19 protein-coding genes and 1 rRNA gene are annotated in these 25,991 nt (G+C 41.2%); 12 read left to right on the forward strand and 8 right to left on the reverse strand.

The genetic code is table 11. From position 1 onward, the window contains the following. Positions 1–64: 64 nt before the first annotated feature. From HMPREF9969_RS00920 to cdaA, 4 genes are all read left to right on the forward strand, one after another. The gene (locus tag HMPREF9969_RS00920; protein ID WP_036894480.1) at positions 65–3,148 is read left to right on the forward strand and encodes a SusC/RagA family TonB-linked outer membrane protein; all 3,084 of its coding nucleotides are present in this window, start codon (positions 65–67) and stop codon (positions 3,146–3,148) included. 25 nt (positions 3,149–3,173) lie between these two features. Beyond that, a complete protein-coding gene (locus HMPREF9969_RS00925; RefSeq protein ID WP_036894482.1) occupies positions 3,174–4,709 on the forward strand; it encodes a RagB/SusD family nutrient uptake outer membrane protein in 1,536 nt (511 codons plus the stop codon). Between the two features lie 723 nt (positions 4,710–5,432). Continuing rightward, on the forward strand, positions 5,433–6,275 hold the full coding sequence (gene folP, locus HMPREF9969_RS00930; RefSeq protein ID WP_009433934.1) for a dihydropteroate synthase: 843 nt from the start codon (positions 5,433–5,435) through the stop codon (positions 6,273–6,275). A 20-nt stretch (positions 6,276–6,295) separates the two neighbouring features. Continuing rightward, positions 6,296–7,069, forward strand: a complete 774-nt coding sequence (cdaA, locus tag HMPREF9969_RS00935) for a diadenylate cyclase CdaA (RefSeq protein WP_009433987.1) — start codon at positions 6,296–6,298, stop codon at positions 7,067–7,069. 231 nt (positions 7,070–7,300) lie between these two features. Here cdaA and HMPREF9969_RS00940 read toward each other — a convergent pair whose 3' ends face one another. Beyond that, positions 7,301–9,046 carry a GNAT family N-acetyltransferase gene (locus HMPREF9969_RS00940; RefSeq protein WP_009433990.1) on the reverse strand — a complete coding sequence of 582 codons (1,746 nt, stop codon included), beginning with the start codon at positions 9,044–9,046 and terminating at the stop codon, positions 7,301–7,303. Between the two features lie 176 nt (positions 9,047–9,222). On the opposite strand from HMPREF9969_RS00940, the gene pta reads away from it, so the two are divergent. Then, entirely contained in the window at positions 9,223–10,269 is a 1,047-nt protein-coding gene (gene pta / locus HMPREF9969_RS00945) for a phosphate acetyltransferase (protein ID WP_004384635.1), read from the forward strand. A gap of 226 nt (positions 10,270–10,495) precedes the next feature. Further along, entirely contained in the window at positions 10,496–11,701 is a 1,206-nt protein-coding gene (locus HMPREF9969_RS00950; protein ID WP_009433971.1) for an acetate kinase, read from the forward strand. 733 nt (positions 11,702–12,434) lie between these two features. Here the strand turns inward: HMPREF9969_RS00950 and HMPREF9969_RS00955 are convergent. Together HMPREF9969_RS00955 and HMPREF9969_RS00960 are read right to left on the reverse strand one after the other, a co-directional pair. After that, on the reverse strand, positions 12,435–13,199 hold the full coding sequence (locus HMPREF9969_RS00955) for a UDP-2,3-diacylglucosamine diphosphatase (RefSeq protein ID WP_009433974.1): 765 nt from the start codon (positions 13,197–13,199) through the stop codon (positions 12,435–12,437). A gap of 46 nt (positions 13,200–13,245) precedes the next feature. Beyond that, positions 13,246–13,566 carry a metal-sulfur cluster assembly factor gene (locus tag HMPREF9969_RS00960; protein WP_009433903.1) on the reverse strand — a complete coding sequence of 107 codons (321 nt, stop codon included), beginning with the start codon at positions 13,564–13,566 and terminating at the stop codon, positions 13,246–13,248. Positions 13,567–13,786: 220 nt separating this feature from the next. Here HMPREF9969_RS00960 and HMPREF9969_RS00965 point away from each other — a divergent pair, with 220 nt between their 5' ends. Continuing rightward, positions 13,787–14,545 (forward strand): hypothetical protein, encoded by a 759-nt coding sequence (locus HMPREF9969_RS00965; protein WP_232212627.1) that lies wholly within the window; start codon positions 13,787–13,789, stop codon positions 14,543–14,545. 33 nt (positions 14,546–14,578) lie between these two features. Here the strand turns inward: HMPREF9969_RS00965 and radC are convergent, their stop codons facing one another. Beyond that, a complete protein-coding gene (gene radC, locus HMPREF9969_RS00970) occupies positions 14,579–15,265 on the reverse strand; it encodes a RadC family protein (RefSeq protein ID WP_009433933.1) in 687 nt (228 codons plus the stop codon). Positions 15,266–15,497: 232 nt separating this feature from the next. After that, positions 15,498–16,538 (reverse strand): glycosyltransferase, encoded by a 1,041-nt coding sequence (locus HMPREF9969_RS00975; RefSeq protein ID WP_009433897.1) that lies wholly within the window; start codon positions 16,536–16,538, stop codon positions 15,498–15,500. Positions 16,539–16,774: 236 nt separating this feature from the next. On the opposite strand from HMPREF9969_RS00975, the gene HMPREF9969_RS00980 reads away from it, so the two are divergent. Together HMPREF9969_RS00980 and HMPREF9969_RS00985 are read left to right on the forward strand one after the other, a co-directional pair. Beyond that, on the forward strand, positions 16,775–17,974 hold the full coding sequence (locus tag HMPREF9969_RS00980) for a 1-acyl-sn-glycerol-3-phosphate acyltransferase (RefSeq protein ID WP_009433883.1): 1,200 nt from the start codon (positions 16,775–16,777) through the stop codon (positions 17,972–17,974). 6 nt (positions 17,975–17,980) lie between these two features. After that, positions 17,981–18,667, forward strand: coding sequence for a hypothetical protein (locus HMPREF9969_RS00985; protein WP_410477195.1), 687 nt, complete (start codon positions 17,981–17,983; stop codon positions 18,665–18,667). Between the two features lie 304 nt (positions 18,668–18,971). On the opposite strand, the gene kbl is transcribed toward HMPREF9969_RS00985, so the two are convergent. Next, positions 18,972–20,159 carry a glycine C-acetyltransferase gene (gene kbl, locus HMPREF9969_RS00990; RefSeq protein ID WP_009434014.1) on the reverse strand — a complete coding sequence of 396 codons (1,188 nt, stop codon included), beginning with the start codon at positions 20,157–20,159 and terminating at the stop codon, positions 18,972–18,974. Positions 20,160–20,344: 185 nt separating this feature from the next. Here kbl and HMPREF9969_RS00995 point away from each other — a divergent pair, with 185 nt between their 5' ends. Then, the gene (locus HMPREF9969_RS00995) at positions 20,345–21,298 is read left to right on the forward strand and encodes an NAD-dependent epimerase/dehydratase family protein (RefSeq protein ID WP_009433924.1); all 954 of its coding nucleotides are present in this window, start codon (positions 20,345–20,347) and stop codon (positions 21,296–21,298) included. A 109-nt stretch (positions 21,299–21,407) separates the two neighbouring features. On the opposite strand, the gene HMPREF9969_RS01000 is transcribed toward HMPREF9969_RS00995, so the two are convergent. After that, complete coding sequence (locus tag HMPREF9969_RS01000) at positions 21,408–22,337, reverse strand: M48 family metallopeptidase (protein WP_009434001.1); 930 nt, start codon at positions 22,335–22,337, stop codon at positions 21,408–21,410. Positions 22,338–22,471: 134 nt separating this feature from the next. Next, positions 22,472–23,200: a Bax inhibitor-1/YccA family protein gene (locus HMPREF9969_RS01005; protein WP_009433940.1), complete on the reverse strand. Its 729-nt coding sequence runs from the start codon at positions 23,198–23,200 to the stop codon at positions 22,472–22,474. 458 nt (positions 23,201–23,658) lie between these two features. Here HMPREF9969_RS01005 and HMPREF9969_RS01010 point away from each other — a divergent pair, with 458 nt between their 5' ends. Both HMPREF9969_RS01010 and HMPREF9969_RS01015 read left to right on the forward strand, forming a co-directional pair. Beyond that, a complete protein-coding gene (locus tag HMPREF9969_RS01010; RefSeq protein ID WP_009434008.1) occupies positions 23,659–24,135 on the forward strand; it encodes an arginine repressor in 477 nt (158 codons plus the stop codon). 460 nt (positions 24,136–24,595) lie between these two features. Beyond that, positions 24,596–25,991 (forward strand): 16S ribosomal RNA (locus HMPREF9969_RS01015); the annotation flags it as partial.

Consider the following 25,991-nt stretch of genomic DNA (forward strand, 5'->3'; position numbering starts at 1 on the left):
AAGTAATTCTTTATACCTTTGCACTTATTTAATAGGAAATAGTCATATTTTATAGATTAAGCTTATGGTTAAAAGATTATCAATGGTTTTAGCGGGTCTGTTCCTATGCTTAGGCGTAGCATTGGCACAGTCAGAGATTTCAGGAACTGTTGTGTCTTCTGAGAATGGAGAGCCTGTTGTAGGTGCATCCATACTCGTTGTTGGGACACAAATGGGTACTGTTTCCGATATTGATGGTAACTTCCATCTCTCGGTTCCAGAGGGTAAGAATCAGTTAAGAGTACAGTATGTTGGACTCAAGACTGTCGTTGTTCCTGTAAAGAATGGAATGAAGGTTGTGATGAAGCCAGACGCTGGCTCTCTCGATGAAGTTATCGTTACAGGATACGGAAACTTTAAGAAATCTAGCTTTACAGGTGCTGCGGCAAACGTAGATCCAGGTAAGTTAGCAGACGTACCAGTAGCCTCTGTGCAGGATAAACTATCTGGTTCTGTTCCTGGTGTAACGGTTACTAGTTCATCAGGTGCGCCTGGTGCTGTAAGCAATATACGTATTCGTGGTATGGGATCTATCAATGCTGGCAATGATCCATTATATGTCATTGATGGTACACCAATGGTATCTGGTGATATTAATGCGTTCGGTCAAGGTCAGTTCAATGATACTGGTACGGACATTCTATCCACTTTGAATAGTAATGATATTGAGTCAATCACCGTCATCAAGGATGCTGCAGCAGCTTCTTTGTATGGTTCTCGTGCAGCTAATGGTGTAGTCGTTATTACAACAAAGAGCGGTAAGAAGGGTAAGACGCATGTTGACTTCCGTAGTGACTGGGGCTTCTCTAACATGGCTATCAATTATCGTCCAATGTTGGATGGTGACGCTCGTCGTGCTGTTCTCTCACGTGGTTTGGAGAACTATGCCATATATAAAGAGGGCAAATCAAAGGCTGATGCAGCTACATTCGTTAAGGATCAGATTGATGACTACGCTGCTAAACCAGTCGTAGGATACGATGCTAATAACAAACCAATCTATGGTTGGACCAATTGGAAGGATCTTCTCTTCAAGACGGGACACCATCAGAACTATCAAATAAGCCTTAGTGGTGGTAGTGATAACACCCAGTTCTATACTTCTTTGTCATATATGAAGCAGACAGGTATCACTGCGAACCAAGGTTTGGAGCGTTTCACAGGTAATGCCAACCTTACTCATAAGTTCGGAAGATTTACTTTGGTTTACTCTGGTTTGTTCTCTAAGATGAATCAGCAGATGGCTAATGAGGGAACTTCTTATACAAGTTCTATCGCTCACTATGCATTCTTTGATAGTCCTTCTGCCATTGCTTATCTCCCTGATGGCACATTGGCTCCAGGTACTCAAACTGGTTCTTACGTACAGCTCAACCCTCTCTATGAATACAAGCATTCAAGTGATAAGAACGACGTAAGACGTGCCTTTAACTCATTGAAGCTCGATTGGAACATCTGGGATGCACTCCATTTGAGTGAGAAGTTCACTTATGATTATACTTCATCAGTAGAGAATGTACTCTGGGATCGCTTCTCTAACGATGGTGCCCCTGGTGGTACTCTACAGCGTGTAGTAAGTGGTATTACTCAATTAAATGGTCAGACGCAGCTCTCTTATGTGAAGTCTTTCGGCTTACATAACCTTGATGCACTTCTTGGATACGAGACAGAAAAGTACACCTACAAGTACAATTATCTCCAAGGAACCAATTATCCTGGTTCTCTTTATGAGTTTTCTAATGCTGGAACGACGAGTAGTTCTAGTAATGCAACAGGCTACACGATGGTAAGTTGGTTAGGTCGTTTGAACTACAACTACGATAACAGATACTATGCAGGATTTAGTTTCCGTCGCGATGGTAGTAGTCGTTTGGCAAAAGCTAACCGCTGGGGTAACTTCTGGTCAGTATCTGGTGCATGGCGATTCGGTGCTGAGAAGTTTATGGAATCAGCTAAGAGCGTGCTAAGTGATGGTAAGTTGCGTGTTAGCTATGGTGTGAATGGAACATTGCCAACTAGTCTTTATGCTTATTTGAACCTCTATCACTTCGGTGAGTACTATAATGGTCAGTCTGGAATGGGTATCGTTGGTATTGGTAACCCTGACTTGAAGTGGGAGAAGAACCGTGCTTTCAATGTTGGTTTAGACCTTACCTTCTTTGATCGAATCTCTTTGACTTTCGATTATTACACACGTACAACATCAGATCTTATCTATGATCTCCCTGTATCAGCTGTACCTGGTTATTATGACGGAGAGACTTATAAGACCACAACACCAATGAATATTGGTTCTTTACGCAATACAGGTTACGAGTTTACGCTACAAAGTAATAACGTTAACACAAAGGACTTCACATGGACAACCATGTTGAACTTCGGTCATAACCACAATAAGATTACTAAGCTCAATGGTAGTCAGGATGAGGTAATCAGTGGTAGATTGATTCACAAGGTGGGTCACACTTATTACAGCTATTACGCTCTTGAGTATGCTGGTGTAGACCCTGCTACTGGTAAGGAAGCTTATTATCTCAATGATGGTACAGCTAATGCGCGCAAGACAACAACTGATCCTGCAGCAGCGAAGAAGGTTATCGTAGGTGACCACGAGGCTACTATAGAAGGTGGTTTGACGAATAATATCAAATGGAAGTTTATCGACTTCGGTTTGAACTTCACCTTCTCTTTCGGTGGAAAGGCTTACGATGCAGCTAGATGGCAGCATAGTAATGGTGGTAACTTCCTCTATGGTGGTGCTGTTCCAGCCTATTATGACATAGACAAGATGTGGACAGGTCCTGGCGACACAAAGGCTAGTCTCCCTGCTTTCCAATTCGGAAACAACCCAACGATTGAGTCATCTCGTTGGTTAATGCCTACTGATTACTTGCGTTTGAAGAGCTTAACACTTGGTCTTACAGCACCTAATAACTGGGTATCTAGACTTGGTTTGAATAAGGCAAGAGTCTATTTTGCAGCATCAAATCTCTTCACATTGAAGTCAAAGAACCTCTATGTTGATCCAGAGATGCCAGTAGATGGTCTATGTGTATTCCAGACTCCAGCCTTAAGAACATTCACTTTCGGTATTGAGTTAGGCTTCTAAATTATTAATTGAAGAATTTTTGTTTATGAGAAAATACAATAAAAACATATACGGCTTAATGCTCGCAGGTGCAGTCCTGATGGGTATGTCATCATGTGGTGACGATTTCTTTGAGCAGAAACCAGCCGATTCTGTCCCTGCGGAGACAGCCATCCAGAGTAGTAGTGACCTTGCTTCGGCTCGTGCGGGTATGTATGCTGTCTTTAAAGGAAATAGTAATATGGTCGATTACTATGGTCAGCAAATGTTCCTATATGGCGAGTTGCATGGTGAAGACTTAGTGTATAATTCAACTTACGGAAGTAACCGTGCGAGCTTCTATTATCAGATGTCTTACACCACAGCATCCGACTTTGATCGTTCGAACGCAATCTGGCAATCTCCTTATGCAGTGATAGGTCGTGCTTGCCGAATCATTGAGGCAGCCGATGGTGGTAAGTTGTCTGATAAAACTGAGGCGGCTGATGAGATAGCACAATATCGTGCAGAAGCATTGGTTCTACGTGCTATGGCGACTTTCGATTTGACCCGCGTTTATGGTAAGACCTATACCGAGGATAATGGTGCCTCGCTAGGAGTTCCACTGGTAACAAGTTCTTTACAATCAAATGTTAAGCCTGCTCGTAGTACTGTTGCAGAGTGTTATGCTCAAGTTATAAAGGACTTGACCGAAGCAATTAGCTCTGGTAAGCTCCCATCAGAGACTACTCCTGGTTATGTTAGTCTCTATGCAGCAAAGGCTCTCTTGGCACGTGTTTACTTGACAAAGGGCGATTGGGCAAATGCTCTCAGTACTGCAGAAGATGTTATCAACAACTCTGGTAAGAGTCTATGGACAATCTCTGAGTATGTGAATGCATGGAAGAAAGACGATGCAGCACACGCCAAAGAGATGCTTTTCGAGATACCTGTTACCAACACAAAGGATTGGAATGACCGTGAGGGTATAGCCTATCTATATGCAGAGAATCGTCCTGATGTTCCTGGTTATGGTGAGGCTGTTGCCAACAAGAACTTCCTTGCTCTTCTGGCTCAAGACCCTAACGACGTGCGCGCAGATGTGTTCCTTGCACCTAGCAATGACTCTAAAAACATATTCCATGGTGCAAAGGTTTATCTAAACAAGATGCCTGCTTTCAATGGTGATCCTCGTTATGCTAGCGTGCCAATATTGCGTTTGTCAGAGGTTTATCTGATAGCTTCTGAAGCTGCATTTAAGGATGGTAACACTGCAAAAGCAGTCCAGTATTTGAATGATCTATTGAAGAATAGAACGTCGGATGCGTCTCGTTTGGTAACAGCGTCAACTATTACAGCCGCTCGTATATCACTCGAACGCCGTAAGGAACTCGTTGGTGAGGGTCAACGTTTCTTTGATGCAATACGCAACAATGAGACTATCACACGTTATACTAACGAATCCGACCGTGGTTGGAGCGCTGTTCTCCCAGCAGATGTGCGTAGTTACAACCGCGATTACTTCAAAGCTCTTGCAGCTATACCAAGCTATGAGATAGATGCAAACAAGAATATTAAGCAGAACGATGGTTATGGTCAATAACCCCGTTCAGAGTCGCTTAACAAACTAATATAAATGCGAAGGATGTGTCCAGTTGGGCACATCCTTTTTTCTTGTCTATTATATCTATCGTTTGGAATGAATATCTTTTACAAACGGAATTATCAATATAGAGCCAAATAGGAAGCGATATTCTTCAAAATAAAAACGTATATACCTTTTTTAGAAAACGTACCTCCGTTTTTATGAAAACGTACCTCCGTTTTTGGTGAAACGTATATACGTTTTTGGTGAAATGTATATCCGTTTTTAGTGAAACGTATATACGTTTTGGGTGAAAAGTACGTACTTTTTAGGTAAAAATAGGTTATTTTTTCCATTGATGGTCGGTTACTTTCGATTGAAAAGAATGTAAGATTTATGTAAAACGTTGGTTATTAATGAGTTATACGATTGTTTGCAAACTTCGTCAAAATGCGCGTATTTGACCCAAAGGAGGGTGCTCTTCGATAAAAACGCAGTTATAAGCATAGATTTTAGCAGTATTTCTTTACAAATGTAGTAGGTTCTTTCCGCTGGTTTCGTCCTATCTATACCATTGGATCGAATGCTTTTTTCGCCCTTTCTGAACGTTCGATTGAAGTTGAATCGTTGGTGAAAAGCATTGGAACTATCGCCTGTTTGCCTACTGAAACTTATGCTTTTCGCTAAAAAGGTTGGGCTTTTCTGATATAAATGTGCAATATTTACATTACCTTTGTGCCTATGGAGAAGATGAAAACATTGGGTGATGGAACGCCCATAAGCTATACTATCAACGTTCGTGGGCGTCTCATCGACTTGGGCGAACCGCTGGTAATGGGAATCATGAACGTTACGCCCGACTCATTCTATGCTAATAGTCGAGTGCAAACGGCTGAAGCTATCCGCCAGCGAGCCCATCAGATTGTTGCTGAAGGGGCTAAGATTATTGATATCGGAGCCTGTTCAACACGTCCAGGAGGCGTTGTTGTCAGTGCAGAAGAGGAGATGCAGCGATTAGCCTTCGCTCTCCCGATTGTCAAAGAAGCCGAGCCTGATGCCATACTATCCATTGATACTTTCCATGCTGACATTGCCCGAAGGACGATTGAGGAGTTCGGTGCAGATATAATCAACGATGTTGAGGAAGGCAAAGACCCTGAAATGTTCCGTACCGTAGCCGAACTTGGGGCACCTTATATCCTTATGTCTACCGCAGCTAACCTTCATGACATGCTTATCGACTTCTCTCGAGAGGTGCAAGAATTGCGTGATTTGGGGCAAAAAGACATTATTCTCGACCCTGGTTTCGGCTTTGGTAAAGAGCCCGTAGCGGGCAATTACGAGCTATTAAGTGTCATGGAACGGTTGCAAGTCATGGAACTTCCCATCCTTGTAGGCATTAGTAGGAAGCGAATGATTCATCAACTTTTGGGGATTACGGCGGCTGAAAGTCTGAACGGAACAACCATTTTGAACACCATCGCCCTATTGAAAGGTGCAAACATACTGCGAGTGCACGATGTTCGTGAGGCGGTTGAGGCTGTCAAAATAGTTGGTGCAATGCGACAAAATACTATAAAGTGAAATAATAAAGACCCTCTTTTATGTTTTTCCCATTTGGTATAAAGGATGTAATCGACATCGTGCTTGTGGCATTGATGCTCTATTATATTTATCGTGTGATGAAGGAGTCACGCTCACTGAACATCTTCATCGGAATCATGTTGTTTGTTATCCTATGGCTCATCGTTAGTCAGGTGCTAGAGATGCGACTTTTAGGTGGTATCCTTGATAAGCTGGTTTCGGTGGGAGTCATTGGTCTTATCGTTCTGTTCCAAGAAGACATACGCCACTTCCTGTATAGTCTTGGCGCACATCGGAAGGTGAAGAACATTATCAAACTATTTACGAGAGCAAGCAAGGAGGAGGTTGATAAGGAAACAATTATGCCTATCGTCATGGCTTGCATGAGTATGAGTCGTGGCAAGGTGGGTGCTTTGATTGTTATAGAACGGGGTGTGATGTTGGAAGACATAGTTGAGACTGGCGACTTGATAGACGCCCGCATTAATCAACGACTGATTGAAAACATCTTCTTCAAGAACTCGCCTCTGCATGACGGAGCGATGGTTATCTCCAAACAACGCATTAAGGCGGCAGGATGTATATTGCCAGTAAGCCACAAGCAAGATATTCCTAAGGAGTTAGGTCTGCGTCACCGTGCAGCCATGGGAATCTCACAAGATTCGGACGCATTGGCTATCATCGTTTCAGAAGAGACTGGTCGCATTAGTGTTGCCATGCATGGTGAGTTCCAACTGCGCCTCTCTGCCGAACAACTGGAGAGTATCTTGACAAAGGAGATGGTGCTGTCTTGAATTCAGAGCAAGCCCCACCCAACCTCCCCGAATAGGGAGGAACAACTTGCGAGACAGACGTCTGTATGAAAGTAGAGGATGGGTCAGTGTGCAATGAGGTACAGCCTCGTTAGATTGAACTATCGGAACGAAAACAAGGAAACGCCCTTCTCAATGCGAGAAGGGCGTTTCTTTGTTTTGAAGAAGGCGTCTCCTTGTAATGAGGAAACGCCTTCTTCTATTCGAGCTAACCTAATTCAACATTAGATTCATCTCTAGTTTGTCATCCTTGAAGATATAGTCTACTAGCTCATTGATTGTCAATGAACGTGTGTTCGGCAGTGGTTGATTCGTGTGAGAAACGTGTCCTTCCTTTATTTGGAAGTACATGTTATTCTTCGGAATATCCGAGTCATTATACACACGGAGGTTCTCTATGCGATTAGGATGCCGTTGAGCATAAAGCTGCAACGCCTTTTCTGCATTGATAACACGTATCATTCCTTGTATATCTTCCGTCTGTCTTTTAGCATTCGGGTCGACAGAAAGCGCAATACGATAGTCCTCCTTGATAATATCGAAACCCTCGGCATCATGCAATAGAACGCAATCTTTGGAACGTTGCCACTTGTCGAACGAATCAAAGTCCATGTTGTCAACATCAGTAGGCGGTGCCATTACCATGATACGTCGTGCATATCCGCATCGTTCATACCATTCATATAGCCACTCTTCGGCAGGTATCAATGTTGCAAAGACAGCCCCCTTGTGATAGAGTTGGAAGTGAGCTTGAGACATCAAATTGCCTCCCATGTTCTTCTTTCGGTACTCCTCACGCACACTAACACCAGAGATATAAGCCGTGCGCACCTCCTCATCGTAGTATTTCATTGTATAGGGCAAGGCTTGAAGGGCTGCAACAGTATGCTTATCAGCCTGACAAGTGATGTTAAATTCGGGCTTGAATACACGTGAGAAATAGAGTTGTATGAATGGTTCCACGTCGTGGAAAGTGTCTCGCCATAGGCTGATTGTCTCCTCCTTAATGCGTTGCTGATCCTCTTCTTGCGCTAAGGGATATTTCTCCATGACCACATTCTTCTCTAAAAGAATGTCTGGCTTGTATGAAAGTTTGGCGTATCTCAAGCCCTCAATACCAAGGTCTTCCTCACGATTCATGTATTCGTATTGCTCAGGGAGGTGTCTGGCGAACTCCTGATTGATGATAGAAAAAGCTCCTTCGTAGCTTGTGTCTGCCTTTTCAACGCATACATCGAACACCTTGTTAGTGATAGGCGAACCAAAGGTGAAGGCAATCAACTTATCATCTACCCATATTGTGCCACCAATAGCACCGATTTCATCCCATAAATCGAAGACACGTGTCATTGAACGAAGCTCTTCCGATAATTCTTCATCGCCCTCGGTATCCTCCTTTGTAACCTCTCGCCAGTTCTCTTCCACAGCTATACATTCTGGAATCATGTCCTTTGTTAAGTCCTTATATACGTAGTTTGGGAATGTTTTACGGAACTTATTGCAGTGGTTTCGCTTACCTTGTAACTTCTTACCAGATAGTGTTGCGAGCTTTTCACGTGAGTAGATATAATCGAAGTGGTCACGGTCTGGTTTGATATCAAAGGTGTTGGGGAAAGTAGTTTCTAGTATCTCCGCCATATAACTGCATACACCTAGCATTAAGAAAGGATGCCCTAAGGTGATAGAATCGTCCCTCATCTGTCGGACAACGGCAGCGAATCGGTCGCGCATAGCCTCGTTCCATGCACATTTCCATACTGGTGCCATGTATGCGAGATGGTGCCCTGTATAAAAGCGGAACACTAAGAAGCCATCGACTTCAGCGATTTGTGTGTTATAAAGAAACCTCCATGAGATGATATTTGCAAAGCTTAAATCACAGTTCTGACGGTCTCCACAAAGTGTATAACCTTGTATTAGTTCGCGATCAGACGTCTTTACATCGTGGAATTTAATCATGTTGTCTATAATCTGGTTAGGCTACAAAGATATGTAGAAAAGCTGGGATAGCCAAGAGGATAGCTCTTTTCTGATATAAAACAAGACTCTTGTTTGGGATTATGAGTTAATTTAGCTATCTTTGCAGGTAAACAATTTAAAGACCGAAGTACAATTATTACAATAGAATAAGAACTATGGATTTATTAGAGCAAATCGTTGCACGCGCTAAAGCCGATAAGCAACGTATCGTGCTCCCCGAGGCAGAAGAGGAGCGAACCCTTAGAGCGGCTGACAGGGTATTAGCCGATGATATCGCCAATCTAATCCTCATTGGCAACCCCACCAACATACATAAGCTTGCCACAGAGTGGGGGCTTAAGAACATTGACAAGGCGACCATTGTTGACCCAGAGAATAACCCTAAGTGCGAAGAATATGCTGCTAAGCTAGCTGAACTACGCCAGAAAAAGGGTATGACTATCGACCAGGCACGTGAGTTAGTGACAAAGAATAATCTCTATCTGGGTTGTATGATTATTAAGACAGAGGGCGCTGATGGGCAGATATCAGGTGCTCTCTCTACAACAGGTGACACGCTTCGCCCTGCTTTACAGATTATTAAATGTGCGCCAGGTATCACTTGTGTGAGTGGAGCTATGCTCATCCTCACTCACGAACAGCAGTATGGTGAGAATGGTATTGTCGTTATGGGTGATGTAGCTGTTACTCCTAACCCAACAGCCGATCAGTTGGCTCAAATCGCTTACACTACTGCCGAGACCGCAAAGAGCGTTGCTGGCTTCCAAGACCCACATGTTGCCATGTTGAGTTTCTCTACTAAGGGATCAGCAAAAGACGCTATCGACCGTGAGACGGGTAAGAGTGTTTACATTATAGATAAGGTTGTTGAGGCAACAAAGATAGCCAAGGAGAAGTTCCCAACACTGAAGGTTGATGGTGAATTACAGGCTGATGCTGCTCTTGTCCCTGCTGTTGCTGCTAAGAAGGCACCAGGTTCGGAGATAGCAGGTAAGGCTAATGTGCTTGTTGTTCCAAACCTGGAAGTAGGTAACATTGGCTACAAGTTAATCGAACGTCTTGGTGGTGCTAAGGCGATTGGACCTATCCTCCAAGGTATAGCTCGTCCTGTTAACGATCTTTCTCGTGGTTGTTGTGTAGATGATATCTATTATATGGTAGCTATCACAGCATGCCAAGCTCAAGATGCAAAAAAGCTATAAAGAAGCCTCTCCTCAGCTCCTCTCCCTATGGAGAGAGGAGTAGCATGCATAGAGGGAAACACTCCTAAGTAATTAAGTAATCAATAAAGAGGAAGGGAAGAGCGTAAATTCTGGGGTTATATTTATCTGCGTGTGAATCGTTTATTGGTATGGCTTTACCCTAATAAGAACATTTACCTTAACTCCATTTCACTCCCTTCACTCCTTTAACTCCTATAATCAAAATATGAAGATATTAGTCTTGAACTGCGGAAGTAGTTCTATTAAGTACAAGTTGTACGATATGAAAGACGAGTCAGTGTTGGCTCAGGGCGGTGTAGAACGCATTGGACTTGATGAGGCTTTCATAAAGGTTAAGCTCCCTAATGGTGAGAAGAAACAAATCATGGCAGACCTTCCTACACATAAAGAAGGTGTGGCTCTTGTGTTCAAAGTGTTACTAGATCCAGAGATTGGTGCATTAAAGAGTCTTGATGAGATAGACGCTGTTGGACACCGAGTAGTGCAAGGAGGTGACCTCTTTGAGAAGAGTTGTATCGTTACAAAAGAAGTAGAAGAAGGTATTGAAAGTCTTATAGACTTAGCGCCAGTTCATAATGCTGGTCACTTGCGCGGATTGCGTGCTGTGGATGCTTTGATGCCTCACACACCACAGGTAACAGTGTTTGATAATGCTTTCCATAGCACTATGCCAGATTATGCTTACCTATATGCTGTTCCTTATGATCTCTATAAGAAGTATCATGTTCGTCGCTATGGTTTCCACGGAACTAGTCATCGTTATGTATCACAACGTGTATGTGAAATTTTAGGTGTAGACATCAAGACACAGAAGATTATCACTTGTCACATTGGTAATGGTGCGTCTATTGCAGCTATCAAGAATGGTAAGGTCATCGATACCTCAATGGGCTTAACACCATTGGCAGGCTTGATGATGGGTTCTCGTTCTGGTGATATCGATCCTTCTGCAGTAACTTACTTGATGGAGAAGCTCGGTAAGAAACCACAGGAAATGGCAGACTTCTTGAATAAGGAGAGTGGTGTGTTGGGTATTACGGGTATCAGCTCTGATATGCGTGACATAGAGAATGCTGATAACGAAGGCAATCAACTTGCTCATTTAGCACTGCAGATGTACACTTATCGTATTAAGAAGTACATCGGTGCTTATGCTGCTGCTATGAATGGTGTAGACATCATTGTGTGGACAGCAGGCGTTGGGGAGAATCAGACCGGATTGCGTTGGGATGCTTGTCAAGACATGGAGTATCTTGGTATCAAGTTGGACAAGAAGCGCAATGAAGTGCGTGGAGTGGAGCAGATTCTCTCTACTGATGATTCAAAGGTAAAGGTTGTTCTTGTGCCAACTGATGAAGAGATTGTCATTGCACGTGATACTCAAGAACTTGTTAAAGACTTGAAGAAGTAATATCTAGGGATTTCCTACGGATATTGAATATTAGTGATAGACTGTATTAAAAGTGGGGTAATGATACTCATGACCCATCCATTGTTTCTACCATAGCTTACTTGTATTGCTATGTTCAGCGATGTAGAAATGTGGAAAAGAGCTTTTGCTACAGTCTATCTTTTTGTTTTTCCAGGCATTGCTGTTATAATTTTCTCATTCAGAATAGACTTACAACCAGTTGTTTATCTCAAGTGCTAAATATGACAGCAAATCAAATTTAAAATGGACTAGGGAATAAATCAGTTTCAAACAATGATTCTCAACATGGTATAAAACTTATAGAAAGATTTTCCTTTATGCTCTGTTTCTCCCTAATAAATTATTTTTTAACTACTGATAAGTATGAAGTTGTATAGTAATTTTTCGTTAGTAGTGATAGAGTAGGATATATATAAGAGGTGAATTGTTATAAAATGCGAAAGGTAGTTGTCTCACGACAACCACCTTTCTTTTGACTAAACTTAATCTACAAACCTGAGTTTTAATTTTATATTGTGAATGTCTTAAATTCTTTTTAATATGCTATTTCTATTTAGTTGATAGCCTTTCTTTATTGAAGAATACTATCTCTTAAAAGACAATGCAAAGATACGAGTTTGTTTTGTAACTTCCAAATACTTTCTAAGGAAAATGAGTTTTTATAGCTAAAAAATAACTTTTTATCTTGATAATAGGCTTATTTTTACTTTTGTTAAGGCTTGCTTTCCCCTTCAACGTATTCCTCTAGGAACATATGTTCACCATCGAATACTGCGTAAGTGAACTGCCATATCCAATCACCAAGTATCAGCATGCGTACTTTCCGTGATAGTGTGAGATCTAATTCAATATGTCGATGACCATAGATATAATAATCGACGTCTTTATGTGTGCGCATGTAATCTTTTGTGAAACGCACTAAATATTCTTTATCTTCTCCCATGTAGGGAGCTTCTTTCCCATCAATACGTTTTAATCGGCTCTTTTTTGCCCAATTCAAACCTAATTGCATACCCCACCAAGGGTGGAAGAAGTTGAGTAATCGTTGGCATACTCGATTGTGAAAGACTTTCCTTAAGAACTGAAATATTGGATCAGGATCGCCTAGCCCATCACCATGTGCAAGATAGAAAACCTTATCGTAGATCTCGGTTGTGATGGGTTGACGATGAAGGATGACGCCACATTCCTCTTCTAAATAGCCGTAAGTCCAAAGATCATGATTACCTGTAAAGAAGTGCACCTCTACTCCCATATCTGTTAACTCTGATATTTTTCCTAGGAATCGAGTATATCCTTTTGGAACAACATATCTATATTCGTTCCAAAAGTCGAACATATCGCCCAGTAGATAAATAGCTGCAGCCTTGTTCTTTATGCTATCCAAGAAACGGACTAGACGGCGTTCTTGTGTGCGTCTATGTTTTATGGCTAGTGAACCAAGGTGTGCATCAGAAAGGAAATAGATATTTTTCATGTCTTTGAATTTTAAGTGAATGGGGTGTTAACGAGCTATCGTGGCTTTATTCAAAGCCTAATTCAACCCGTGCCTCCTCAGACATCATGCTTTGATCCCATACTGGGTCAAAGACTAGATTGATGTTAGCTGACTTTATTCCCTCAACACTTTCCACCTTTGTTCGTACATCTTCAAGGATGAAATCTGCTGCAGGGCAAGATGGTGCTGTGAATGTCATATCCATGTCGAGATTACCTTTCTCGTCTACATCAATCTTATAGATCATTCCAAGATCATAGATATTTACAGGTATTTCTGGGTCATAGACGGTCTTCAACACATCAACGATTTTTTCTTCTATCTGTGTCTTTTCTTCTTGTGTCATATATTTAATTGGGTGTTTATTTATAATGTGTAACTTGTAAAGATAGTGTTAATAAGCGCAATAAAAAATGTTTTTAAATTGCCAGATGTTACCTATCTTTTGCAAAGATAGTAATTTTAAATAATAATCACAATAGCTTGCTAAGGAAAGAAGGTCATTTATCTTGGTTTTACAAACATATTATTGTATATTTGTGCTATGATAAAGAAGGATGATTATCATGGGCGATTGGTATAGTTGGAATATCACTTATCAAAATAAGAAGCCTGTAAGGATTACTGTTCGGGACGCTCTCGGAACACATGAGGTACAGCCTGGCAGTGCTAAGTGGAATGCTATCTTGGCTGAAGCTAATCAGAGTGCGCGAAAGAGTAAGGCTACTTCTAAGGTACAGAGAAGGAAGATTTGGAGACAACTTAATTTTAATGAAAAGCGTACCAAACTGCTTGTTTCGCTTGGCACAGCACTCTTTATTTTCTTGTTACCTCTTTGTATATATCCAAGTTACTTTGGTTTACATACACGAGAAGGTTATTGTGGACTCTTTTTGACAGCTCTTCTGTTCTCTTTCGGAATAGTTGTTAGCATCTTTGGCATCTTTTGTTGGCGTGTTAAGGAGTATAAATGGTATACCAAGATTGGTTTTTCTATTTTGGGGATAACTTCTCTTTTCCTTATTATTAGGGGTGTTACAGCTTATATAAAGGACTTTGTGGATAATGATGTTGTTACATATGAAGGCTCATTTACGCTAGACACAATAGTTCACAGGCGTTCTTTTACCAATTATGTTATTACATGGGAAGGTGACACCCTATCCTCTTCTCCAGAGCATCTTATTAGCTATGCACATTACTTGGAACTAGAGCATTATAATAAGGTGAGAATTACTTATTGGCGGAACTCTGGTCTAGTTTGGAGTGTAGAGCCCTTAGGTGAGTGGCACGAGATAGAAGGAAAGAACTGGTGGGAGTGGTAGACTTTTGTTTATTATCGAGCTTCGAGAGAATTCTTAGAGTCTTCCCTCTTCACGATAAGAGTAATATTTCCCATCAGTGAGGACTACATGATCAGCGAAGTGAATGCTTAGTAATTCGCATGCTTTCCGTATGCGTGTGGTAAGAAGATCATCCTCATGGCTGGGAGATGTGTTCCCACTGGGATGATTATGACAGAATGCAAGGATAGTAGTATTCTTCATTAATACCTCTTTCATCATAAGTCTTATATCAATCGGAGCCATAGTTAGTCCACCAATTGAGATACGTTTGGCCTCTATAAGACGAAAGTTTTGCTTCATCATTAGTATCCAACCCTCTTCGATGTCGAGGTCTTGAATGGTGGTGTACATATAATTGTAAATGGCTTCTGCACTATTCAGTAAGGGGACTTCTTCTACCTTTGCACGTTGCCTGCGTTTACCCAATTCACATGCTGCAAGTATCGTTATAGCCTTTGCCGGACCAATTCCTTTATATCCTTCTAGCTGATGTATAGATAACTTCCCCAGTGAGTTTAGATTGTTATGACAATCTTTTAAAATATGTTTCATTAGGTCGACAGCACTCTCATTTGCTGTTCCTGAACCAATAAGAATAGCCAATAATTCTGCATCACTGAGCACACTTGCCCCCAGTCTCTCCAGTTTCTCACGTGGGCGGTCAGCCTCTGCCCAGTTGTTAATGGATATACTTTTCATAGTTTAATGTGATATTCTTTTCTCCTAATAAGGTATATCAAATGTTCTCGTAACAGCTAACAAAATAGGAACGGACGCCTTCGTCTGTCCGTAGTATAAATGAAGTCCCTTGATAAACAGGGGCGTCTGTCCCTACTATGGCAAATTGATTCATTCATAGTGATAGGTTTTGATGATTGTAGATAGGCGGTTGTTATATTTAATAGGGGAACTTTGAATTGTGAATTATGAATTAACTATAGAAGTTCTTTTGGTAGGCTGCAAACTCTTCATGGCTACATACGCATCGTTTCCACCATGCATTAATGAATCCACAGCCGTAACCTATGAGCTGATAAAAAGCTGCACGGATACTAAGGAAGCCGATTTTCAAACTATGATTTTGCATTGTTGAGTCTATACAGATGGTTGCACTATAAAGAAGAAGGGGTAATAACCCTAAGAAGATAAGACTACCACCAAAAGTCTTGGCTGATGTGCAAACTATGATTAACAGCCCACAAAGGATAATCAAAGTGAGAAAGAGAACCCCAAGAGTGAATATCATAGGCAATAGATGGACAATCTTAAGAGATTCAGGATACTTCTTATATAGGTTGATACGGGCAATACCTGAATTGTAAACCTGTCGCCAGAACTTGCGGAAGTCTGTGCGTCTTTTATGCCACACCCATGCCTCTGGGAAGAGACGACAGCGTTTCCCAGCCTTGAATATACGTATAGAGAAGTCGATATCCTCACCAAAGCGCATCTTTGAAAAACCACCTAATTCGAGGTAAACATCACGACGAATACCCATGTTAAAGGAGCGTGGATAAAACTTATCCAACTTCTTCTTTCCTCCACGAATGCCCCCTGTTGTGAAGAAAGAAGTCATTGAGTAAGAGATTGCCTTCTGCGTATCTGTGAACGAATCATGCGCTTTGTCTGGTCCTCCAAAGGCATCTGCTGGTTCTCTCAAAAGCTCTTTGCTGATAGCTTGTAGATAACCTTCTGGAAGTACGACATCTGAGTCAAGGATGAGTAAATACTCTCCCTTTGCCCGTTCTGCACCATAGTTTCGACTCTGACCAGGTCCTGAGTTCTCCTTATAATAATAATGTAAATCGAGTTTGTCAATATACTTGTTGCAAACCTCCTCACATGTTACTTTTGAGCCATCTTCGACGATGACCACTTCAAAATCCGCCTCCTTTTGGTGGAGAAGACTCTCTAATAGCTCATCAACCTCATCTGGTCGGTTGAAAACGGGTACTATAATGCTGTACTTCATAACATTGCAAAGATAACACTTTGTTTGTGATTGGCAAGTAATTTAGCGTATTATTATCCTCATAAATATAACATTATCTTGTTAAGCTAATTACCTTTACGTATAGTTCGGATAATATGACAAGGTTAGAGAAAATTGTTAATCTTCTGTTAAACGATGGTCTTCTATTTTAGAGATTGGGCTGTTTTACCTATATTTGTACTAATAAAGTAGAAATAAATTAATTACTTATAGTTATGAAGATACCATCGGAGTTTGATCCTATTCGCCCCTTTGAACCAGAGGAATTACCAGTAGTCTATGATCGGATTCTTGCTGACAAGCAGTTTCTACAAGTGTTAGCATATCTTTATCCTAATGTTCCTATGGAAATACTGGAGCAGAAGATACGAGCTTGTAAGACGAATCTTGAATTTCAGAAAGCATTTTGTTATCCCTTCTTACAGCGTTTGGTGACGACCTTGAGCTTAGGTCTTAGTATGGACGCAACGAACATTGACATCCGAAAACGGTACACTTTCATTAGTAACCATCGTGATATTGTTCTTGATTCAGCCTTTTTGGATAAGTTGCTGATAGATGTTGGCTTCTCTACAACATGCGAGATTGCAATCGGAGATAATCTTCTCTCTGCTGATTGGATACGTGATTTGGTGCGTATTAATAAGTCTTTTACCGTTGAAAGGGCGTTACATTCTGTTGAAATGTTGCGTGCCAGCAAGCGAATGTCCGAATATATCCATTTCGCAGTGGCAGAGAAAAACGAGAATGTATGGATTGCGCAACGTCAAGGTCGTGCTAAGAACTCTAACGATCTCACCCAACCTGCAATCTTAAAAATGATGGTTATGGGTGGTGAAGGGAGTATTATTGATCGCTTGAAGCAGTTGCATATAGTTCCACTATCCATCTCTTATGAGTATGACCCATGTGATTACCTCAAGGCAAGGGAATATCAATTACGTCGAGACATACCTTATTGGAAAAAGACTGCCGAGGATGACTTAGAGAGTATGTTGATAGGTATCAAGGGATTTAAAGGTCATATCTTCTATCATTGTGCACCATGTATAGACGATTGGCTCGATACTTTGGATACTGATTTACCAAAAAATAAGCTCTTTGATGCCATCGCTTCTCATATTGACCACGAAATTCATAGTAGTTATAAGCTCTATCCTATTAATTACGTTGCCCTTGATATGATTCAAGACACGAAGGTTTACGAGGAGTATTACACGCAGGATGATTACGAAAAGTTCGATGCCTACCTTGCAGGACAGATTGAGAAGATTGATATAGAGAATCGTGATGAGCAATTCTTGCGTACTTGCTTGCTCACACAATACGCTTATCCCGCAAAGAATTATATAGATGCATCTTCAGAAAGTGGGCGTTTAAAATCGTTGTTGAATCGTCTTACTTTTAAGAAATAAACCTCTGTGAGCACGAGAATCAATAGTAAGATACGGGGTGGAATGACCATAGTAATGTTGCTTGTAACATTACTTATGGTTGTTGCCTGTAAGCATGACTTCTTCGAAAAGGGTGATTCTGGCTTGTCATACCTTAACACTGACTTTGTTGAAGTGCGTTCAAATGATGCTTCCGAACTGGTTGAGGCTGTCACAGACAAGGGTGAACACTTGTTGTTACGACCTCATGTAAAAAAGCTATGGGCGGTTAAACCAGATACGACTTACCGTGCGATGCTATATTATAATAAGGTGGTTGAAGGTGTGACAAAGGCTATTGATATTAGTCCTGTACCTGTTTTGCAGATGAAGTTTGCATTGGATGTGGTAGATATACACACTGATCCTGTGACATTTGAGAGTGCTTGGATAAGTAAGAATCGCCGTTATCTTAACCTTGGATTGTCTTTGAAAACAGGTAAAGTTGATGATAAGAAGGTTGCGCAATCGTTAGCTATTGTTGTCGACTCGGTAAAAAGAAGGTCAGATGGTGGTAAGAACTTCTATATGCGATTGTATCATGCGCAGAATGGCGTACCAGAGTATTATAGTGCACGTATATTTGTTAGTATGCCAATGACGAATATTCAGATGAGAGACTCCATTGTTTTAGACATCAATACCTATAATGGAATTGTTAGAAAATACTTCTGATAATATTCCTTTTTAGTATAGTTTGTTTTATATTACGTCGTTCTTTGTCGTTTACAAGACGCCTACCTATTGTCTTCAAGAGTGTTTTTAAAACGATAGGAGATTGTTATGTCTATTTGAAGGCATGTTTTTATATTCAAAAAAATAGACTAATAATAACATGGAAATAAATTGATTCTTTGAAAAAAATAAACTAAAAATTAATTCAAGGAAGTCTTTTTTCGGACATAAGAAAAGCTGTATCGAAATGTAGATACAGCTTTTCTTATTCTTAAAATGATGTGTTTTTTGTGCGTAGATGCCCTTACTTTAATACTTCAAGTTCCTTACCAACTTTGATGAAGGCTGCTATACACTTGTCAAGTTGCTCACGATTGTGACCTGCCGAGATTTGAACTCGAATGCGAGCCTGCCCCTTTGGCACAACAGGATAGTAGAAACCTGTAACATATATACCCTCTTCTAACAACTTAGCTGCATATACCTGAGATAGTTTAGCATCGTAGAGCATAACGGCACAGATGGCACTTTGAGTGGGTTTAATATCGAATCCAGCAGCCAACATGTGGTCTCTAAAGTAGTTGACATTCTCTACTAGCTGATCATGAAGGGCGTTGCTTTCCTTCAACATCTTAAATACTTCAAGGCTCGCACCGATGATACAAGGTGCAAGAGAGTTGGAGAAGAGGTATGGGCGACTGCGTTGACGAAGCATATCAATGATCTCCTTACGTCCAGTAGTGAATCCTCCTAATGCTCCACCGAATGCTTTTCCTAAGGTTCCTGTATATATGTCCACACGACCATAGGTCTTGCAAAGCTCGCTAACACCATGACCAGTAGCACCAACAACGCCCGCTGAGTGTGATTCATCAACCATTACGAGAGCATCATACTTCTCTGCAAGGTCGCAAATCTTGTCTATTGGAGCCACATTACCATCCATTGAGAACACGCCATCAGTAACAATAATGCGGAAACGTTGGGCTTGTGCCTCTTGCAAGCAACGCTCTAAATCAGCCATATCTGCATTGGCATAACGATAACGTTTAGCCTTGCAAAGGCGCACACCATCAATGATAGAGGCGTGATTTAGCGCATCGGAAATGATAGCATCTTCGTCTGTGAACAAAGGTTCGAATACACCTCCATTAGCATCAAAGCATGCTGCATAGAGGATAGTATCTTCTGTTTTGAAGTATTCGGAGATGGCAGCTTCAAGCTCTTTATGCCCATCTTGTGTACCACAGATAAAGCGTACTGATGACATACCGAAGCCTCTCTTGTCCATCATCTTCTTGGCACCTTCTATCAGACGAGGGTGATTGGAAAGCCCCAAATAGTTATTGGCGCAGAAGTTCAAAACCTCTTTACCTTTTACTTCAATTGCTGCACTCTGTGGGCTTTCGATGATTCTTTCATTCTTGTAAAGCCCTGCTTCTGTTATCTCAGCAAGTGAGTTGCAGAGATATTCTTTCATCTTTCCATACATAACATTAGATTCTTTTAATTGTTATACAGGGCAAAGTAAGGTATAAAAAACGAGAATAAGGATGTTTTACAATGCTTTTTTGTAATAGAATCAGTAATTTTGATAATTTTAAGATATCGAAGAGCTCTATTCGATAAAAATATGTTTACTTTGCAACAAAATGGATTATCAACTTATCTATATATATGAAAAATGTTTTGGTGATAGGCTCTACAGGGCAGATAGGCTCTGAGCTTACCAGGGAATTGAGAAAGTGTTATGGCAATGAGAACATCGTCGCTGGTTATATTAAAGGTGCTGAACCTACGGGTGAACTGAGGGATGGTGGACCTTTTGCAGAGGCTGATGTTACAAACCCGCAAATGATTGCGGAGGTTGTAAAGAAGTATCATGTTGATACGATTTATAACCTTGCAGCATTGTTATCTGTCGTGGCGGAGAATAAGCCACAGTTAGCTTGGAAGATTGGTATTGATGGTCTTTGGAACATCTTGGAAGTTGCACGTGAGAATCAATGTGCGGTCTTCACGCCTAGTTCTATAGGCTCATTTGGTCCGAGTACACCTCGTGTCAAGACACCACAGGATACGATACAGCGTCCAAGAACTATCTATGGTGTGTCAAAGGTTGCTACTGAATTGTTGAGTGATTATTACTTCAATAAATATGGAGTAGATACTCGTTCTGTGCGTTTCCCTGGTTTGATTTCTTATGTGACACCTCCTGGTGGTGGTACAACTGACTATGCTGTCGATATCTACTACTCAGCTGTTCGCGGTGAGAAGTTCGTGTGCCCAATTAAGAAAGGTACACTGATGGATATGATGTATATGCCTGATGGATTGAATGCAGCCATTTCCTTAATGGAGGCTGACCCATCCCGTTTGGTGCATCGTAACGGCTTCAACATTGCTTCGATGAGCTTTGATCCTGAAGAGATATTCAATGTTATTAAGCGTCATAAGCCCGACTTTGAGATGGAATATAATGTTGATCCACTCAAGCAGAGCATTGCTGACAGTTGGCCAGACAGTTTGGATGATACTTGCGCACGTGAGGAATGGGATTGGAAACCACAGTTTGATTTGGAATCCATGACGATTGATATGCTAAAGAACTTAAAGGTAAAGTTGAAATAGTCCTTTTAAAGATAAAAGAGAGGCAGATTATCATCTTGATAACTGCCTCTCTTTCTTGTTTATAAGTAAATGTATAAGTTACTACAGATAATTTCTGAGTTTACTTTTATTATCTTCTTTTTCCTTTAGGAGCTGGTTTCTTTCCTACAGGCTTTTTACCAGTAGAAGTCTTTTTTGTACCTTGTTTGTTGGTTGTCTGACTAGTAGATGTAGCCTTCTCTGGTTCTATCTTTTCAGGCATCTTGTTCTCTGGACGTGCAAATCCATCCTTTGTTGCAAGCTTACTCATAGTTTTGATACGCTTGTCAAGATCTGGGTGTGAAGAGAACATACGCTTCCATTTACCTTCTTTTTGGATACCTTGGTCTTCTTCGAGTTTCTTTAATTTCTCGAAAGATAGTGCAATTGCCCATGGATTTTTGCCATTCTCTTTCAGGAACTCATATCCGTAAGCATCTGCCTGACTCTCTTGTTTCTGAGAGTAAGTGGCATTGAGGAGTGATTCGCCTAGTTCACCAAGTTGTGAATCAGTAAGTGCTGCGGCTTTACCATTGGTTGCAGCGAGTCCATCTTTGAGCGCAGAAGTAAGTAAGGAGGTACGGAATCTTTTCTTAGAGTCTTTATGTGCAACGTGACCAATTTCATGTCCAATAACGCCCAAAAGTTCTTCGTCTGTCATAAGATCCATGAGGGATGAGAATACTCGTACGCTTCCATCAGGGCAGGCAAAGGCATTGACGTCTGTTACATAGTATACTTTAAAGTTCAAAGGGATTCCTTCTACATTGGTAAGACCTTGTGTCAACTTGTTAAGACGCTTTGTGTAAGGGCTGCGAGCATCGCAAACTTTGTTGTTCTTATCCAACCAAGCAACGTATTCTTTCACGTAATTTGCCATGTCTGCATCTGTCAAAGTTGCAGCTTTGGCTGCTTTTACGGCACCACTTGCAGCTTTCCCTATATTGAACTGCGCCTTCATTGGTGTTGCTCCTGCAATGAGTAATGTGGCAATACATACACTGTAAAATCTCTTTCTCATACGAACAGTTTTGTTTGTTAAAGTTAATTTGTGACAAATATATGGATATTCTTTTGAATGGTCAAGTCTTTTATCAATTTTATTTCATCAAATACGGACAACCATGAGGGTTGTCCGTATGATATTTAAATGTCTTAGTTTTTATTGTTACCAAAGAATCGAAGAAGATAAAGGAAGAGGTTGATAAAGTCGAGATAGAGACTCAATGAACCTAGGAGTGCTATCTTCTGGGCTGATTCTCCAGCATCTGGAGCCATGAGAAGGTTACGTTTGATTGCTTGTGCATCCCATGCGGTGAGACCTGTAAAAATGAGCACTCCTACAATGCTGACTATATAATCCATTGTAGAACTGTGCAAGAAGAGGTTGACTAGATTGGCTATAATCAAACCAATTAATGCCATGAAGAGAATTCCTCCGAACTTTGTTAAATCCTTCTTCGTTGTTGATCCTATTAAAGCCATTGCTCCAAAGGTTCCTGCAGTGACAAAGAATGTCTTGGCAATAATGGCTATTTTGTATACTGCAAATATCCATCCAAGGGTTAGCCCATTAAGTGCAGAGAAGAGAATAAACCATAGGGTTGCGCTGGCAAGAGATAGTTTATAGATGCGAGATGATAGATACCATACGATGCCAAACTCCACTAAGGCTGCAATAAGCATAGGACCTTTACTAATGTAGAGAGCTTGGATGAGTGCAGGAGAACTACCTGCCCCATAAGCAACAATACCTGTAATGGCAAGTGCCATTGCCATCCATACATATACCTTACGCATTAGTGCTGGAAATGCGCGTACCATTTCTAGGTCACGATCATGGTTATTAACCACTTTTGAATAGTTGTTGAAATCCATATTCATTTCTTTTTTGTTTTGTTTTCTGTTTGTTTCTTCTTTATTGTGGAAGTCTACTACTAATAGCAATGAAAGCTTTTTCCTTTTTGCTTAATGTACAAATGCTATGCCATTTTAGGTACAAATATAGTTGAAAGAAAAGAGTCTAACAAATATCATAATCGTTTTTTACATCTTTTAGGAGAGTTGTGACAGATGTTGCATGCACCTTAATCATATATAATTATGTGTATGTGGTATGGTAAAGGAGAATTTATTGTCGTTTTTTGTATTGTGACAAGTTCTATTTAGATGGGGACTCTGTTGTTGTTGTGAATACTATTTCGAATTTTATACGCTTGATTAGTTGTTTTTTGTTATGTAATAGCTTGCTATTAAAAAATATTGTTACTTTTATTCAAAAATACTTGTTTTTTATAAATTAAATATCTATATTTGTTGCGTTAAAGCATAAACATACGCTTATGAAAGTGAAGAATAGTAGACTAGAAGCATTGAAAATGTTGATATCTAGTATGGAACTTAGTTCTCAAGAAGAAGTTTTGAGAGCCTTAGAGGCAGAAGGATTTCAATTGACACAAGCAACGCTCAGTCGTGATCTTAAGCAGTTAAAAGTGGCTAAAGCTGCTTCCATGAATGGAAAATATGTGTATGTTTTACCAAACGAGACTATGTATAAGCGGGTTACAACACCCCGAAAGGCTGCAGAAATGTTACAGCGTAGTGGTTATATTTCTGTGAATATCTCGGGGCAATTGGCCATTGTGAAGACTAGACCAGGTTATGCCAGTGCTATTGCATATGATATTGATGCAAGTGATTCGGATTATATTTTGGGAACAATAGCAGGAGATGATACTATCTTTGTCGCCATCCGTGAAGGTGTTACACGTGGGCAGATTTTACGGGTTTTGTCGTATGTAATCCCAGAGATTGGATAATATCAATGATATTTATTTAAATTCATCAAACCCTTAATATAATATGGTGTAGAGTTTTATAACCTATTTTCTCACACAGATAGATCCAGAAAATAATACTTTTTTGAAACTTTTTCTTTAAAACATTTGGTAGTTTCTGATAAAGTATATACCTTTGCACTCGCTTTTACGAAATAAGCTAGTTACTTATGAGTGCTTAAAGCAATAAAGGAAGCGTTCTTTGAAAAGATTTACATAAACAGAGAAGTAGTACAAGAAGCGTCTGTTTGGTTATGAATCAAATAGATGGGTAAAAGAAACGAACCGATCAATTCAATTGAATTCCTATATAGGAAAAGGTGCTTTTAAAACTTGATACTAAAGGATAAGCATTCTGAAACAGAGATTACTCGGTGAGGTCTTGGGTTAAGTTGGTATTTATTACCCTTCTTACCTATTACTAATCACCCAAACATATTTTACAATGGAGAGTTTGATCCTGGCTCAGGATGAACGCTAGCTACAGGCTTAACACATGCAAGTCGAGGGGAAACGGCATTTAGTGCTTGCACCGAATGGACGTCGACCGGCGCACGGGTGAGTAACGCGTATCCAACCTTCCCATAACTAAGGAATAACCTGCCGAAAGGCAGACTAATACCTTATGTAATCCTTTGATGGCATCAGATAAGGATAAAAGATTTATCGGTTATGGATGGGGATGCGTCTGATTAGCTTGTTGGCGGGGTAACGGCCCACCAAGGCAACGATCAGTAGGGGTTCTGAGAGGAAGGTCCCCCACATTGGAACTGAGACACGGTCCAAACTCCTACGGGAGGCAGCAGTGAGGAATATTGGTCAATGGACGGAAGTCTGAACCAGCCAAGTAGCGTGCAGGATGACGGCCCTATGGGTTGTAAACTGCTTTTGTATGGGGATAAAGTCAATCACGTGTGATTGTTTGCAGGTACCATACGAATAAGGACCGGCTAATTCCGTGCCAGCAGCCGCGGTAATACGGAAGGTTCGGGCGTTATCCGGATTTATTGGGTTTAAAGGGAGCGTAGGCCGGAGATTAAGTGTGTTGTGAAATGTAGACGCTCAACGTCTGACTTGCAGCGCATACTGGTTTCCTTGAGTACGCACAACGTTGGCGGAATTCGTCGTGTAGCGGTGAAATGCTTAGATATGACGAAGAACTCCGATTGCGAAGGCAGCTGACGGGAGCGCAACTGACGCTGAAGCTCGAAGGTGCGGGTATCGAACAGGATTAGATACCCTGGTAGTCCGCACAGTAAACGATGGATGCCCGCTGTTGGTACCTGTATCAGCGGCTAAGCGAAAGCATTAAGCATCCCACCTGGGGAGTACGCCGGCAACGGTGAAACTCAAAGGAATTGACGGGGGCCCGCACAAGCGGAGGAACATGTGGTTTAATTCGATGATACGCGAGGAACCTTACCCGGGCTTGAATTGCAGAGGAAGGATTTAGAGATAATGACGCCCTTCGGGGTCTCTGTGAAGGTGCTGCATGGTTGTCGTCAGCTCGTGCCGTGAGGTGTCGGCTTAAGTGCCATAACGAGCGCAACCCCTCTCTTCAGTTGCCATCAGGTTAAGCTGGGCACTCTGGAGACACTGCCACCGTAAGGTGTGAGGAAGGTGGGGATGACGTCAAATCAGCACGGCCCTTACGTCCGGGGCTACACACGTGTTACAATGGCCGGTACAGAGGGACGGTGTAATGTAAATTACATCCAATCTTGAAAGCCGGTCCCAGTTCGGACTGGGGTCTGCAACCCGACCCCACGAAGCTGGATTCGCTAGTAATCGCGCATCAGCCATGGCGCGGTGAATACGTTCCCGGGCCTTGTACACAC

Origin of the sequence: Prevotella sp. oral taxon 306 str. F0472, assembly GCF_000257925.1 — a bacterium.
GTDB classification, from domain to species: Bacteria; Bacteroidota; Bacteroidia; order Bacteroidales; family Bacteroidaceae; genus Prevotella; species Prevotella vespertina.